The organism is Thermococcus onnurineus NA1, from assembly GCF_000018365.1.
Taxonomy (GTDB): Archaea; Methanobacteriota_B; Thermococci; order Thermococcales; family Thermococcaceae; genus Thermococcus; species Thermococcus onnurineus.
In genome coordinates this window covers 1,563,058-1,578,503 of record NC_011529.1, presented here as the reverse complement: position 1 = coordinate 1,578,503, position 15,446 = coordinate 1,563,058, and the positions used below count along the sequence as shown (strand labels likewise).

The window sequence follows — 15,446 nt, the reverse complement described above, 5'->3', positions numbered from 1 at the left end:
TTTAATTCTTTGGGTTAAGGTTTAAAAGAGGAAAAGAAAGCTCCTAATGTATGGACAAAGGAACCCTGCTCATAGCACTCGGCATGGGAATGATATTCCTCGGATTCCTCCTAGTCTTTATTGGAACTCTCTTCTCGGCTATGGGCGGAGAGGCAGAAGTCGAAAGCGGCGGGGTGATAATGATAGGCCCCTTCCCAATAGTCTTTGGCACCGGTCGAGGTGCAACGCTCGCGATGATTCTTGCGATAATTATGATGGCATTCTGGATAATAGGAGCTCTGCTCGCAAGGAGGGGATGACGTGGACTTTCTAGCGGCGCTCGCGATTCTGCTCGTGACTGCCAAGAGCATCGAGTGGCTCTTCGAGAGAGTTGGGATACACCCGATTATTGCCCACGTGCTCACAGGAATCGTGCTGGGACCCTTTGTTCTTGGAGCCATCGAACCAACCGATCAGCTCGGCGTCCTGGCCGAGTTCGGGCTCATAATGATGATGCTCTACATGGGACTCACCAGCAACTTTTCAGCCATAGCCCAGAACACGAAAAAAGCTGTGGTCGTTGCCGTCCTTGGAGTGGCTTTCTCGTTCATTCTCGGCTTTACCACGGTAGAGTTCTTCGACAAAGGCACTTCGGCGGCGATCTTCGTCGGCGTTACCCTCGGAAACACCGCAATAGAGGTGACGAGCGGCGTCCTCGTTAAGGAGCGCGTTAAAAGAGAGATTTCATCCATTCTCATGGGAGCTGCATTCGTTGACGACATACTGGCGGTTTACCTGATAGGTATAATCACCGCAATGGCCAAGGGGAGTCTCGACGCGCTTTCCCTGGGAATACTGACCGTCAAGATATTCCTTTTCATAGGAGCCACCTTATTAATCTCGGAGTTCGTCTTCAAGCGCTCCCGCTGGTTCTACTCAATAGTCAAGAACCTAAACGTCTTCTTCACCTTCACGCTAATATTAACTTTCGCCCTGGCAATAATAGCCGAAAAGGTCGGTCTCAACCAGATAATCGGCGCCTACCTTGCGGGACTGACGATAAGCAGACTGCGTGAGAGAAAAGATCCTCTCGTTGTGACCAGGATAAAGCTCAACGAACTCATCGAAGACCTCCAGGTCGTTCTTACGGAGTTCTTCATTCCGCTGTTCTTCATCTACGTCGGATTGATGTTCAACCCACCGCTGGCTAGAATAAGCCTTGCTCTGATAGGAACCCTCTACCTCGCGGCAGTGCTTGGAAAGCTTCTCGGCTGTGGGCTGGGGAGCAGGCTCTTCGGCCTGAGCTGGAAGGATTCAATCCTCGTTGGTATAGGCATGGGTGGCAGGGGAAGCCTGGAGCTGGCGATACTCACCTTTGGCCTCAACACCGGGCTCATCGATCAGACCATCTTCGCGAGCGTCATAGTCGTCTCCATGATGACAGCCTTAACGACGCCGCTGTTCTTTAAGACCTACATCAAAAGGGCAAAAGCTTAAATTGAGGGGTGTGGAGTAGTGCCAGGCTGGTGAGACCATGTTCCCGAGGAAAGGCGCGAGCGAGGAAGAAGTTTTAGCAGAGCTGGAGGAGAAAACGGCGGAGGATTTAACCTTCGATTCCGGACGGATTTTAGGTTCAATGTGCACATATCCCCATCCCTTCGCTCGGAAGGTAATCTCCCTCTACATCGACAGAAACCTCGGCGACCCCGGCCTTCACGTCGGCAGTCAGAAGATTGAGGAAGAAGCCATCCAGATGCTCTCCAACCTTCTCGGCCTTGAGAAGGGCTACGGGAACATAGTCTCCGGAGGAACTGAGGCCAACATCTTGGCCGTTAGAGCCTTCCGCAACCTCGCCGACGTCGAAAAGCCGGAGCTAATCCTCCCAAGGAGCGCCCACTTCTCCTTCCTCAAGGCGAGCGAGATGCTCAGCGTCAAGCTTGTCTGGGCCGAGCTTAAAGAGGACTACTCCGTCGATGTCAATGATGTCGAAAGAAAGATAACGGACAACACGATAGGCATCGTTGGTATAGCCGGAACCACTGGTCTAGGAGTAGTTGACGACATTCCTGCCTTGAGTGACCTAGCCATTGACTACGGTCTTCCTCTGCACGTTGATGCAGCTTTTGGAGGCTTCGTCATACCCTTCGCAAAGGAGCTGGGTTATGACCTACCCGACTTCGACTTCAGGCTTAAAGGCGTTCAGAGCATAACCATAGACCCCCACAAGATGGGTATGGTGCCCATCCCGGCAGGTGGGATAATATTCAGGAAGAAGAAGTTCCTAGAGGCCATAAGTGTTCCCGCCCCCTACTTGGCGGGAGGCAAAGTGTGGCAGGCAACAATAACCGGAACACGGCCTGGAGCAAACGCTCTGGCTGTGTGGGCCATGATAAAGCACCTCGGCTTCGAGGGCTACAAGGAGGTAGTGAAGGGGGCAATGGAGCTGAGCAGATGGTTCGCGGGAGAGCTGAAAAAGATACCCGGCGTTTACCTCATCAGGGAGCCCATGCTCAACATAGTCTCCTTTGGCACAACGAACCTGGAAGAAGTCGAGGAGAAGCTCAAAAGGCGCGGCTGGGGAATAAGCGCCCATCGTGGTTACATTAGGATCGTCATGATGCCCCACGTTAGAAGAGAACACCTAGAGGAGTTTCTAAGGGATCTGCAGGAAATCATCACTCGGTGACTCCCTTTATGTCCACGTGAACGAAGGCCCTGTCAACGTCCTCTATCTCCTCGATGCGCTCCCTCACTTCTTCGCTGATGTCATGAGCTTCCTTCAGCGTCAGCTCAGGCGGAACCTCTATATGAAGCTCGACGTGGAGCTTGCTCCCAACGTAGTGGGCTCTTAGGTCATGGACGCCGAGGACGTTGGGAACGCTCAAAGCGCGCCTTTTTATCTCCTCGCAGACTTCGAATGGTGGCGCCTGGCCGGTCAAGTAACCCACGTTCTCTAGGATTATATCGAAGGAGACCTTCACCAGGAAGAGCGCCACTATAAAGCCAGCTAGTGCATCGCCATACTGGAAGCCAAGTTTTTGCGTCCCGAGACCAAAGAGAACCGCAACACTGCTGAGAGCATCACTCCTGTGATGGTACGCATCGGCAATGATAATCTGGCTGTTGAGCTTTCTGCCGACGTGAACGGAATAGCGGAACATGGCCTCCTTCACGAGGATCGAGAGAATCGTAACCGCCAACATTACGGAATTGACCTCGATGACTTCCCCACGAAGCATTCTCCCAACAGCATCCCGCCCGATCTCGTAGGCGACTATTATTAGAGCCTCACCAATGAGAAAAGCTACGAGAGGCTCAAAGCGAGAGTGGCCGAAGGGGTGACTCCTGTCGGGAGGCTTGGATGATATCTTTATGCCGAGGTAGCCGATGACGCTCGTCACCACGTCGCTGAGGGAGTGAACACCGTCCGATATGAGGGCTATGCTCGAGTACAGGAAACCCGCGATTAGCTTAATGAAGGCAAGAAGAACATTGCCTATGATGCTGACCCATAGCGGCTTGTAGATTTCCTCCAACATATCACCCCAAAGTCACGCATATGAACACAACATTTGAACATTTCCATTCCGGATTAGCACCAAACTTTATTAGGTTTTCCAATTTTATTCGGGAAGCCTAATCAAAGAACCATAAAAATAAGACCTGCGGTCAGTCCGTCACTCCATCATCACGAGTCTCAGACAAGGCTGAAATCATCATCCCAGAAAAGGTAGGGGATGGGCCTTAAAAGAGTTGCTCAGCGATCACCTTTCCTTCCTCATCGGTCGGTTCGCCCATCAATCATCATCGCGCTTTGAATTTCTTCCAAGGGCTTAAAATGCTTTCCAAGAGGGTATACTATCACCGCACGGTATTCCCACGGAGAATAGAAATCCTTAAATATTAGAACAGCCGCCTTAATTAAATGTCATTAAATATCATTAAAGACGGAGGTGTGTGGAATGGCCGACGAAAAGAAGTACACGACAGTTTCCATACCAAAGCCCCTCTATGACAAGATTAAAAAGAGGATAGAGGGTACTGGTTTCACTTCAGTCTCAGATTACGTTACCTACGTTCTCCGTGAGGTTCTGGCGAGCCTCGAAGAGGAGGAGAAGGAAGAAGTCTTCACCGAGGAGGAAGAGGAGAAGGTCAAAGAGAGGCTCAGGGCTCTGGGCTACCTCGACTGATTCCCCAAATTTTTGAGGTGGTAGCATGGTCTCGAAGCCCCATGGAGGCAAGTTAGTCAGAAGGCTCGTCGCAGAGAGAACCCGCGAGAGAATTCTGAGCGAGCAGAAGGAGTATCCCTCCGTTAAGATCGACCACGGAAGGGCGATAGACCTCGAGAACATCGCCCATGGTGTCTATTCTCCCCTGAAAGGCTTTCTCACAAGTGATGATTTCCAAAGTGTACTCGACCACATGCGTCTGAGCGATGATACCCCTTGGACTATTCCGATAGTGATCGACATTGTGGAAAAGACCTTTGATGAGGGAGACGCGGTTTTGCTCTACTACGAAGACATACCTATTGCAAGGATGCACGTTGAGGAAATATACACCTACGACAAGAGAGAGTTTGCCCAGAAAGTCTTCAAGACCACCGATCCAAATCATCCGGGCGTTGCCAAGGTTTATTCCCTGGGTAAATACCTCGTCGGCGGTGAGATAGAGCTCCTCAATGAAGTTCCAAATCCCTTCGCCAAGTACACCCTCAGACCCGTCGAGACGAGGGTCCTCTTCAAGGAGCGCGGCTGGAGGACCATCGTTGCCTTCCAGACGAGGAACGCCCCCCACGTCGGGCACGAGTACGTCCAGAAGGCGGCGCTAACCTTTGTAGACGGCCTCTTCATCAACCCCGTCCTCGGTAAAAAGAAGAAGGGCGATTATAAGGATGAGGTCATAATCAAGGCCTACGAGACGCTATTTGAGCACTACTACCCAAAGAACGCCGCGACCTTAGCGACCGTCCGCTATGAAATGAGGTATGCTGGCCCGAGGGAAGCCATCCACCACGCCATCATGAGGAAGAACTTTGGAGCAACGCACTTCATCGTGGGAAGAGACCACGCTGGAGTCGGCGACTACTACGGGCCCTACGAGGCCTGGGATATGTTCGAGAACTTCCCTGACCTCGGCATAACCCCGATGTTCATCAGAGAGGCCTTCTACTGCAGGAAGTGCGGCGGCATGGTCAACGCCAAGATATGTCCCCATCCAAAGGAGTTCCACGTCAGAATCAGCGGCACCAAGCTCAGGAAGATGATAATGGCCGGCGAGCAGCCGCCAGAATACATGATGAGGCCCGAGGTTTACGAGGTCATAAGGAGCTTTGAGAAGCCCTTCGTGGAGTGAGCTCCTTTTATTTTTGCGGGGTGAGTTAGGTGCATCTAATAGTTCATCACTGGGACACGGACGGAATAACTTCAGCGGCTTTGCTCGTCAGAGCACTCTGTTTAGAAGACTTCACAAATATGACAGCATCAATAGGCGAGTTCCGCTTCGATGAGAGGATCCGGAAGGCAATAGAAGGGGCTGAAAAGCTCTACGTGATGGACTTCAACGTTCCGGGTGAGGTGGAGAAGGTAAATATCGAAACACTCTTCATAGACCATCACACGCAGCCGAGGATAAGGAACCCAAAGGTCAAACAGATTAACCCCTCACTCGACGGTGAATATTATCCATCGGCCTCGCTGGTAGTTTCCGAGTACTTCGGCCTCTGGAACGCCTGGAGCGCCCTTGGCGTAGTCGGCGACATCGGGGAGAGGGCTTTTGAGGTTCCTCGTGTTAATGAGCTCCTCGATAGGGAAGGCCTATCACGGGAGGAAGCTTTAAGGCTCGTCGAGCTGATGGACTCGAACTACATAGCCATGGACAGAGGAGCCGTTGAAAAAGCCGTTGCAGTTCTGCTCAGTCAAGGAACTAAAGAGCTCCTTGAATACGAGCCGTGGGTTAGGAGAGCGGATGAGATAAGACGCACAATAGAGGAAACCCTCTCAAGTGTAGCTGAGAGGAACGGCTTCGCAATAGTCGAGTTCGAGAGTCCGTTCAACATAATCTCCAAGGTTGCACGGAGGCTCGTCTGGGAAATGGGCTTTAGAGGTGCCGTCGTTGTCAATAAGAACTTCCACGGGAAGGCTCAGCTCTACTTTAGGGTCTCGAAGGAGGAAGCCGAAAGGATAGACATGGCAGAAGTCATCGAGAGGCTCCGCACCCTCGGGACAAACACTGGCGGCAAGAGGGAAGTCCTCGGTTGCGTATGTGAGAGGGATAAAATCGAAGATGCGCTTAAAATCGTTGAGGAATATCTGAGGTGAGAAGTATGGAGTTTGAGAAGAAGGTTAGGGAGGGTATGACGGAGACCAAGAAAGTCTTTGTGATAGGCCTTGACTCGGCCCCGCCGGAACTCCTCTTCGGGCGCTTTCTTGACGACATGCCCAACGTCAGGAGGCTCCTTGAGCGCTCAATTTACGGCCCCATGAAGACGGGCATCCCAGCGATCACTATCCCCATGTGGATGGTCATGGTCACGGGCAAAACTGCCGGTGAGCTCGGTCTCTACGGCTTCAGGCACAGGACGGGCTACAGCTACACCGACTACTGGATAGCCCACAGCAAGAAAGTTAAGGAGCCGACCGTGTGGGACTACCTCGGCGAGCGCGGAAAGAGATCGATAATAGTTGGTGTTCCCCCAACATACCCGCCAAAGCCGATAAAGGGCCATCTAGTTAGCTGCTTCATAACACCAGATGCGAGCGTTGATTACACATACCCGAAGGAGCTGAAGGGCGAGATAGAGAGGCTCGTCGGCGAGTACATCTTCGACGTCCCCTTCAGGAAAGAGGCCAAGGACGAGGTCAAGGAAGACATCTGGGAGATGACGGAGAAGCGCTTCGAGGTTATCCGCTACCTCCTTCAGGAGAAGGAGTGGGACTACTTCCACTTCGTCGAGATAGGCCTCGACAGGCTTCACCACGCCTTCTGGCGTTACTTCGACGAGAACCACCACCTCTACCCCGGGAAGGGAAACAAATACGAGAACGTCATTCCGGACTACTACAAGCTACTGGATAAGGAGATAGGCGAGACGCTCAAGCTCATAGACCTAGACGAGACGGCCGTCTTCATAGTTTCCGACCACGGCATAAAAGGCATGCACGGCAACTTCGCCGTCAACCAGTGGCTCATCGAAGAGGGCCTGCTGAAGGTCAGGAACCCGGAGGTTATCCACAGCGGTAAGGTAATCCGCTTCGAGCAGCTGGATGTGGACTGGAAGGAGAGCACGGCCTGGGGATGGGGCGGCTACTATTCGCGTGTCTTCCTCAACGTCCTCGGAAGGGAGAAGGAGGGCAGAATACCCCTATCAAAGTTCGAAAGCGTCCGCGATGAGGTTGCGGAGATGATAAAGTCCATACGCGGCCCGAACGGCGAGAAATGGGACACGAAGGTCTTCTACCCTGAGGACATCTACCCCGTCGCAAAGGGAAGCAAGCCAGACATCATGGTCTACTTCGACAACCTCAACTGGAGAGCAGCAGGGACCCTCGGCCACCCGAGCAACTATTTACCTGAGAACGACACTGGTCCAGATGATGCGAACCACTCGGAGCTTGGAGTGTTTTCCATGTACCTGCCGGGCATGGACGAGTCAAAGCACACCCAGCTGACCATCTACGACTTCGCGCCAACGGTGCTCAGGCTCTTTGGAATAGAGGAGCCGCTGGTGGGGATGCATGGGAGGAGCATCCTCTGAGTTCCCAAATTTTGACCACTGAAATCGGGGGGAGTTGAAATGTCCGGGTTAAGGAACCTAGAGAAGGGCTTTACAATCTGGCTCACGGGGCCGAGCGGTGCCGGAAAGACTACTCTAGCTGTCAAACTTGCCAAGAAACTCAGAGAAATGGGCTACCGCGTGGAAATACTCGACGGCGACACAATAAGGAAGACGCTCTATCCGGAGCTCGGCTTTTCTAAGGAAGCGAGGGAGATGCACAACAGAATCGTCATCCATATGGCCAAGCTCCTCTCAAGAAACGGCGTTATAGCGATAGTCTCACTGATCTCTCCGTATAGAGCAGTTAGAGAGCACGCAAGAAAGGAGATAGGAAACTTCATAGAGGTCTACGTCTACGCCCCGCTGGAGGTCAGAATACAGCGCGACCCGAAGGGGCTCTATGCAAAAGCCCTGCGCGGCGAAATAAAGGGTCTCACTGGCTATGATGGCGTTTACGAAGAACCCGAGAACCCGGAGGTAAAGGTGGACAGCTCAAAGATGACGCCTGAGGAAGAAGTTGAACTCGTTATTCAGAAGGCCAGGGAGCTTGAGTACCTGCCGTGACGCCCACGGGGGAAGGGCATGGAGGAGCTGATAATCTTCGTCGGTCTGGGCCTCCTCGTGGGCTTCCTCGTCGGGTTAACCGGCGTAGGTGGAGGAGCCCTAATGACCCCCTCCCTTATATTCCTCGGCGTGGAGCCGCTTATAGCGGTAGGCACAGACCTGCTCTACGCCACCGTAACGCGGATTTTTGGTGTCTTCTTCCACCACAGGAGGGGCAGGATAAGGTATGACGTATCACTGAGGCTTTTCGCAGGAAGCCTGCCAGCGATAGCCCTTGGTGGACTGATGCTCAGGGAGATAAACAAGGAAGTCCTCAACGACTACCTAACACTTCTCCTCGGCCTTATTCTGGTCATCAGCGCGGTTCTGGGCCTCCTCAAGGGTGAGCTCCACGTTCCAATAAAGCCGAGGTGGACTTACGTTTATCTCCTCGGCTTCATCGTTGGACTTACCGTGCAGTTCACCTCCGTCGGAGCTGGCGTCATAGTGAGCTTCACACTGATGAACGTGGCGAGGCTTGATCCGAAAGAAGTTGTCGGCGTTACGATAGTCTATGGGCTAGCCCTTTCGACCTTCAGCTTCCTCAACTATGCCCTCATGGGAAGCGTGGATTATCACCTTGCAGCTGCGCTGATCCTCGGTACGCTGCCCGGCGTTTATTTTGGGACCCACGTGAACACGATGGCAGATAGGGAGAAGCTTAAAAGGGTGATAAACATCATAATCCTGCTGATAGGAGTGTTCACACTGCTGAATAGGTGAACGCAAAACTGGTGGGACTCATGACCAAGAGCGAGGTGAGCCAAGCACTCCAGAGGATCGCGAGAGGTACCGGAATAGTTTTCATAGGGACTGTTATTTCGATGTTTTTTGGATTCCTCAATAGGGCTATTATAGCAAGGTACTTTTCAACTTCAGAGTATGGAACGTTTAATCTGGCTTTGACAGTTTTGAGTGTTGTCCTTGTTATTGTCACTCTTGGTTTTCAGAATTCTCTTCCGAGAGAGATTGCTTTTTATAAAAAAAGAAAGCCTTCAAGGATTAAAGAGTTAATTTCAACGGCCATGATTATCGTAACGCTCAACAGTGTTGTCTGGATGACAATTTTAATTCTTGGAGCTGAAGGGATTTCTAGAATTTTCAATGAAGACGGGCTAAACCTAGCTTTGAAGATAATGGCGTTTACACTCCCGTTTTCTGCCCTAACTACAACAGTAATTTCTGTTTCCCACGGATTTGGCAGGGTCCGGGAAAAGGTATATTTTCAAAATATAGCCCCGCCAGTAGCGTTTTTAATCCTTATATTGGTAGGGATTCTTATGAAATTCCCATTTACATACGTATTCTTCGCGTATGTACTCTCACAGACAGTTACATTTTTAGCGCTAAGTATTGACGTAAGAAAAGTCAAGCTTTTCGAGTTTAGATTTTTAATAAGTCTAAAGATAGCAAAAGACCTCATAAATTTCTCAATTCCCCTGATGCTCACTGGAATCTTGGGATTTATCATGAACTGGACTGATACCCTGATGTTGGGATACTACATCTCCTCTGAGGTTGTCGGGATATATAGCGCCGCCACTCCCCTAGCACGCCTCATTACGATAGTCCTAGCTTCCACCAGCACCATATATACCCCTATTGTAACCACATTGTATGCTGAAGAGAAAACAGAGGCCATGAGAAGAGTGTACCAAATTTTAACAAAGTGGACATTTTTAATAACATTGCCTCTGTTCAGTGCGATGTTACTTTTCCCCGAAACAATAATAAGTTCCCTGTTTGGTAACCGATACGTTCCAGCAGCCCTAGCTCTTCAGATTTTGTCTCTGGGTTTCATGTTCCACACGTTTCTTGGTCTAAATGGACTCAGTTTGATTGTCATAGGAGACACAAATGCAAATCTGATCAGCAATATATTCGCTGCAGTATTTAATATAGTCTTGAACATCATACTTATTCCTGTGTATGGACTGGACGGCGCGGCACTTGCCACGACAATCTCATATTTTATTGTGAATATACTTAAGTCATACTGGCTCTACAAAAAAACAGGAATACATCCATTCAGCAGGAATTACATGAAGTCATTAATTATCAGCATTGTTTTGCTAGGACTGATTAAAATTCTATACCCTAAAACAGGAGATATATTGCATGTCTTTTTCACACTTCTTCTGTTTATGGGAAGTTACTTTATACTGATCCTGCTGAGCAGAAGCGTGGATATAGAAGATATAGAATTGATGAAGACAATAGAAAAAAAGTTCCATATTCCATTTTTGGGCAAACTTCTCAGATTAATTGAGCGGTTCGTATCATTTACCAATTGAAGCGCACATATCTGAGATGTGCAATGATCACTCACAATGTATTCATACGTTTTCATATCCCCACAAAAGCTCTAAATCTCGTCCAATCAAATCCCCAAGCCTCGTGATCTCCGACTTGAACTGCTTCATTAGGCTAAAGCGAATATCCTCCGGCAGAGGTTCACGTGGAAGAGGTTTCATATTGAGCTTGTTCAGGGGGACAATAAACTCGCGCCAAATGAGCTTCCTAAGCCGTTCAGGGATTACACCGCGAAGCGATGTTTTTGAGACCTCAATTATGAACCTCTTTAGAACTGGGAATCGATAAGTGGAATTCGAATTGTATACTTTAAATTTAGGAATGAAATTAGTACTGACCCCTAGGAATTGAAGTATCTCACGATACGTCTTCTCCAGATTCGATTTTAAGTCATCGAATATTATAACTTTAACCTGTGATGGGTCAAAATATTTATAGTACCTGCTTAATTGCTCAGAATATTTGGGCCATTCTGAATAATATAGCATCGACGGGAACAGGACATATTTAGGTATGTATTTTCCTTGTTTCCTAAGAGGCTCCATGTCAAGCGCTTTTTTAAAATCCCCAATAGTCTCATGAAGTTCCCGAAGGAACACATGATACAGGGAATATAAAAAGTCACTAGGTTCCCTAAAAACAGCAAGTATTTTTGACTCAGGATTAAACTCATAGATATTTTGAGCGGCTACTTTGGAGTACAGATATATCACGGATGCTTCTCCAATTACCTTATATCCAGTAGCATTTTGAAATAAGCTAACATAACGGCGATAGTCATGATAAGGAAAACGAACTAGGAGTTCCTTTTCATCTTTAAAAAATTGTAAGACTTCCTCATGAAAGTCCTTACAAAAATAATTCGGTTCCTTTATCCAGCTCATAAATATCTCAGGATGTTGCCTAAGATAGTGATATAGGGAAGTCGTGCCACTTCTGGGCTCCCCAACTATGAAAAAATTTGGAAGAGACTTATTGCTCTCCATTATGCTGACCCCCTATTCTGAGGTATTCCAAAACTATATCCCTTAATTCTTTTCTTGACAGTTTTGGCGCCTCTTTTGAACTATATTTTACAACATTGGAATGAACTTCGCCCAAGGAGGGTTCACCAATTTTAATTCTATACATGTTTCCTAAGTCCTCTATATAATGACTTTCCACTTCGTTTATTAAGTCCTCATGCAATTTCTCCCCCGGAGATAGGCCAATAAGTTTCACAGTGACCTCTCCAGGATCAATACCGACTAATGGGGCAATGTCTCTTCTCATAACCTCTACTAAATCTCCCAGTTTAAAGGCATTCATTTTCAGTATGAATAACTCACCCCCTTCCGCTAGCTCAGTAGCCTTAAAGACAAGCCGTACAGCATCTGAAATCCTCATAATGAACCGTGTAACCTCAGGGTCAGAGACAAACAATGTTTTTTTGTTAACTAAGGTAGTAATAAAAATAGGGATTACTGAACCCCTTGAGTTGGCAACATTTCCAAATCGCACTACCATAAATGCACTTTCATTCTTGGCAAGCTTGTTTGCATTCAACGTTATCCTTTCAGCAATGAACTTTGTAGCCCCCATGACTGTGGTGGGGTTTGCAGCTTTATCAGTGCTTATTGTAACGAATTTTTCAGTTCCATGATGGAGGGCCAATTCTACAAGATTCTGAGTTCCTATAATGTTTGTTTTCACTGCCTCAAAAGGGAACTCTTCTGAGATAACCACATGTTTCATTGCGGCAGCATGGAACACGATATTAATGTCATATAGTTTAAATACATTACTGGCACTTTGAAAGTCTCTCACATCACCGACCACAAATTCCAAGCGATCGTCTAGTATCTCTTTTCTCATGATGAAGTGTTTAATTTCATCTCTGCTCATCACCACAACCTTGTTAACCTCAGTCCTCAGGAGTTGCCTAACTATCTCCCTACCAATGCTACCTGTACCACCCGTGACAAGAACATTCTTATTTTTGAATACGTTTTCTTCCATCAGTTTTCACCCTCAAAGAAGTCTTTAATCGATGAGATTATGTAATCTATTTCTCCCTTGGTCATATGGGGATACATTGGTAGGCTCAAAACTTGAGAGGAAATCTCTTCCGTTACAGGGAGATCAACATTATGATATCCTAAACTTCTAAATACTGTGTACTTATGCACTGGCTCAAAGTAAACCCTAGTGGATACCCCCCTATTTGATAGATATTCCATAAGTGCGTCCCTTGTTTTGTTTCTATCCAGAACTCTTAGTGTATACAGCTGGTAAACGGCAAAATAGTCCTCAGGTTCATCCAGCACATAAAGTCCTTTTAATTTCCTGAGAGCGTTGTTTAATAAATGTGCATTTTTTCTTCTCAATTCAATTAGCCTGTCGACTTTCTCTAGCTGCGACAATCCCAGTGCAGCTAAAATGGTTGAGAGTCTCCAGTTATACCCAACTTCCACATAATCAACCGTTGCTCTAGAAGTGAAGTAGTCTTTCTCGGTAATCCTGCCATAAGAAGCAATAAGTTTTAGCCGTTCGTATACATTTTTGTCATTTGTAACCACTGCCCCACCCTCGCTTGTCGTGAAAATCTTATTCTGGCAGAAGCTGAAAATGGCAGCATCCCCAAAGGTACCAACGTGTCTATCTTTTACTCTGGCTCCAAAGGCCTCAGCGGCGTCTTCAATCAATATAAGGTTATAATCCTCAGCTATCTCCCTGAGCTCCCGTATTTTACATGGCATCCCACCATAATGAACTGCTAGTATCGCCCTTGTTTTAGGAGTTATCCTCTCCTTGACATCCTCTGGATCCAAACCCATAGTTTTCTCTTCAATATCAGCAAAGACCGGCCTTGCTCCTACATACAGAGGGGCATAAGCAGTAGCGATGAACGTAAACGAGGGAACAATTATTTCATCTCCAGGTCCAAACTTGTAGGTTAGCATAAGTGCATGAAGTGCTGAGCCACCAGAATTGAATGTCACACAGTACTTAGTCCCAATATACTCACAGATTCTTCTTTCAAGTTCTATTACTTGTTCCCCAATACACCATTGCATCCCAGAACGAATCACTTTTTCAACAGCAGCTATGTCATTCTTATCCCAATAGATTTTAAATAGGGGAATTTTCATTTACTAATCCCCTCCATCAGTTTCTCTATTTCCTCATCAGTCAGTCTCCGGTAGACTTTCACTGGAACACCAAATGCTATGACGTTTGGTGGAATATCCTTGTTCACAAAGCTGAACGCACCAATTATCGAGTTTTCTCCGATTGTAACTCCAGGCATTACCACACTATGACTTCCAATCCTAGCATTTCTTTTGATAATAACCTGGCCAGTCTTCCCATCTATGGTCGATTCAGAATAAATCGAACAGTGAGAGCCTATTTGGACGTAATCTTCAATTGTGACACCATATTTGGCATTTATGTAGGTAAATGCTCCAATATCTGTATATTTGCCCAGTTTAAGACCCTCAGGATACTGAACCATCCAGTTCCAACGAGTTAATTTACCATGTTGTATTTCGGGAGGTCTCCATTCTATAAACCGGGTGGACATCAAAACCACCACCATTCAGTATCCTGTTGATTACAGTTCTCAGGTTATCTATTACTATTGATTCCCTGCGGTTTTCAAAAATCTTTCTGTTAATCCTGCACATTTTTCTTTGAAATTTTTTATCGGAAAACGCATTATCGAGGGTCTTTGCAGCTTCCTCTGGAGAGTATGGATCAACAAATATCGCATTCTTATAACTCATAATATCATAGTATGACCATATATTTTTATTTAAGACTGGAACACTACAAAGCAATGCCCCTTCCATTATAGACATTCCAAACTGGTCATCCATAGGGATATTAACGTTAAAATCAGATAAAAGGAACATCCTAGCCATTTCCTCAGCAGATAAAAATCGTGGAATAACTGAGGTTTTAATACCATATTCTTTAGCTTTAGAGACAACATGCTGAGCATATACTGTCTTTAAATTGAATGTATCAATGAAGAGCAACACAAGTTGTTCCTTGAACTCTGACTTGCTCAATATATCCACCAACAAATGGTGGTTATAAAAAGGTAGCAACGCCCTTGGGGAGAAGATTAGAGTGTATCTCGGGTTTTTCCGAATAGCGTTTATTCTACAAGAATAGAAGGGACTCCTAATCGGAAAAATAATTGTTAAGAACATCTTTCGAGAGTCACGCATCTCCCATATTTCAGCAAAATACTTTGAATTGAAATGGAATTCGAATAAAATCAGAGAGAGCTTTCTTTTTACTACAAAATTAAATATTAACCGATAAATACGTGGCTTCTTTCTCCCAGTTTTTTCTCTTAATTTCCAGTCAGTACCATAAGGAACATACACCACAGGTTTCTTAAGAGGTAAAACTGCCAATGCAAAAAGATACCAGATATTCAAATAATGAACGATATGCACATCACACCAAGCATCGAGCTTTGAAAAGAGGAATGGAACCCGAAATAGCCTTCCAAGTAGTCCCATAAATATTCGTAGAATATTCCCCTCATCAGATGATTCAAACAGTTCTATATCAACTTCCTTGGCATCAGAGGAACCTATTGAAACTACAGAGTAATCCTTGCACGATTTAAGGAGTCTAATATGGGTCTCATAAAACGAACCCCTGTTACCCCAAAGGCATATTTTCACCTTTCTCTGGTGTTTTCTAGAAGCAGATACCATTTCCAGCACCTCTAAATCATTATAAGACAGTTTAGTCTGAATTTATTCTTAAAATA

16 protein-coding genes are annotated in these 15,446 nt (G+C 47.0%); 10 read left to right on the top strand and 6 right to left on the bottom strand.

Annotated elements, in window-relative coordinates; translation table 11 throughout:
• The first annotated feature begins 50 nt into the window (after window positions 1-50).
• The 3 genes from TON_RS08740 to mfnA are packed head-to-tail and all read left to right on the top strand — an operon-like array spanning window position 51 to window position 2,665.
• Complete coding sequence (locus tag TON_RS08740; RefSeq protein ID WP_012572674.1) at window positions 51-299, top strand: TIGR00304 family membrane protein; 249 nt, start codon at window positions 51-53, stop codon at window positions 297-299.
• A 1-nt stretch (window position 300) separates the two neighbouring features.
• Window positions 301-1,476 carry a cation:proton antiporter gene (locus TON_RS08735; RefSeq protein WP_012572673.1) on the top strand — a complete coding sequence of 392 codons (1,176 nt, stop codon included), beginning with the start codon at window positions 301-303 and terminating at the stop codon, window positions 1,474-1,476.
• Window positions 1,477-1,513: 37 nt separating this feature from the next.
• Window positions 1,514-2,665, top strand: coding sequence for a tyrosine decarboxylase MfnA (gene mfnA, locus TON_RS08730; protein ID WP_012572672.1), 1,152 nt, complete (start codon window positions 1,514-1,516; stop codon window positions 2,663-2,665).
• Here the strand turns inward: mfnA and TON_RS08725 are convergent.
• Window positions 2,655-3,515, bottom strand: a complete 861-nt coding sequence (locus tag TON_RS08725) for a cation diffusion facilitator family transporter (RefSeq protein ID WP_048055113.1) — start codon at window positions 3,513-3,515, stop codon at window positions 2,655-2,657. The two genes, mfnA and TON_RS08725, sit on opposite strands and share 11 nt — an antisense overlap.
• A gap of 426 nt (window positions 3,516-3,941) precedes the next feature.
• Between TON_RS08725 and TON_RS08720 the strand changes: the two genes are divergently transcribed.
• From TON_RS08720 to TON_RS08690, 7 genes are read left to right on the top strand one after another with little or no spacing between them, the layout of a single operon-like run.
• The gene (locus tag TON_RS08720; protein ID WP_012572670.1) at window positions 3,942-4,169 is read left to right on the top strand and encodes a ribbon-helix-helix domain-containing protein; all 228 of its coding nucleotides are present in this window, start codon (window positions 3,942-3,944) and stop codon (window positions 4,167-4,169) included.
• A 25-nt stretch (window positions 4,170-4,194) separates the two neighbouring features.
• A complete protein-coding gene (gene sat / locus TON_RS08715; RefSeq protein ID WP_012572669.1) occupies window positions 4,195-5,334 on the top strand; it encodes a sulfate adenylyltransferase in 1,140 nt (379 codons plus the stop codon).
• 29 nt (window positions 5,335-5,363) lie between these two features.
• Entirely contained in the window at window positions 5,364-6,299 is a 936-nt protein-coding gene (locus TON_RS08710; RefSeq protein WP_012572668.1) for a DHH family phosphoesterase, read from the top strand.
• Between the two features lie 5 nt (window positions 6,300-6,304).
• Window positions 6,305-7,735, top strand: coding sequence for an alkaline phosphatase family protein (locus TON_RS08705; protein ID WP_012572667.1), 1,431 nt, complete (start codon window positions 6,305-6,307; stop codon window positions 7,733-7,735).
• Window positions 7,736-7,774: 39 nt separating this feature from the next.
• Window positions 7,775-8,320, top strand: coding sequence for an adenylyl-sulfate kinase (gene cysC / locus TON_RS08700; protein WP_012572666.1), 546 nt, complete (start codon window positions 7,775-7,777; stop codon window positions 8,318-8,320).
• A gap of 18 nt (window positions 8,321-8,338) precedes the next feature.
• Window positions 8,339-9,082, top strand: a complete 744-nt coding sequence (locus TON_RS08695; protein ID WP_012572665.1) for a sulfite exporter TauE/SafE family protein — start codon at window positions 8,339-8,341, stop codon at window positions 9,080-9,082.
• A 20-nt stretch (window positions 9,083-9,102) separates the two neighbouring features.
• Entirely contained in the window at window positions 9,103-10,653 is a 1,551-nt protein-coding gene (locus tag TON_RS08690; RefSeq protein WP_012572664.1) for a flippase, read from the top strand.
• Between the two features lie 42 nt (window positions 10,654-10,695).
• Here TON_RS08690 and TON_RS08685 read toward each other — a convergent pair whose 3' ends face one another.
• The 5 genes from TON_RS08685 to TON_RS08665 are packed head-to-tail and all read right to left on the bottom strand — an operon-like array spanning window position 10,696 to window position 15,390.
• Complete coding sequence (locus tag TON_RS08685; RefSeq protein WP_048055112.1) at window positions 10,696-11,658, bottom strand: sulfotransferase domain-containing protein; 963 nt, start codon at window positions 11,656-11,658, stop codon at window positions 10,696-10,698.
• Window positions 11,645-12,670: an SDR family NAD(P)-dependent oxidoreductase gene (locus TON_RS08680; protein WP_012572663.1), complete on the bottom strand. Its 1,026-nt coding sequence runs from the start codon at window positions 12,668-12,670 to the stop codon at window positions 11,645-11,647. Before TON_RS08680 ends, TON_RS08685 begins: the two co-directional genes overlap by 14 nt.
• Window positions 12,670-13,803, bottom strand: coding sequence for a DegT/DnrJ/EryC1/StrS family aminotransferase (locus TON_RS08675; RefSeq protein WP_012572662.1), 1,134 nt, complete (start codon window positions 13,801-13,803; stop codon window positions 12,670-12,672). Before TON_RS08675 ends, TON_RS08680 begins: the two co-directional genes overlap by 1 nt.
• The gene (locus TON_RS08670; RefSeq protein WP_012572661.1) at window positions 13,800-14,237 is read right to left on the bottom strand and encodes an acyltransferase; all 438 of its coding nucleotides are present in this window, start codon (window positions 14,235-14,237) and stop codon (window positions 13,800-13,802) included. The genes TON_RS08675 and TON_RS08670 overlap by 4 nt, the downstream gene beginning before the upstream one ends.
• Window positions 14,188-15,390: a glycosyltransferase gene (locus TON_RS08665; RefSeq protein ID WP_012572660.1), complete on the bottom strand. Its 1,203-nt coding sequence runs from the start codon at window positions 15,388-15,390 to the stop codon at window positions 14,188-14,190. The genes TON_RS08670 and TON_RS08665 overlap by 50 nt, the downstream gene beginning before the upstream one ends.
• Window positions 15,391-15,446: the final 56 nt, after the last annotated feature.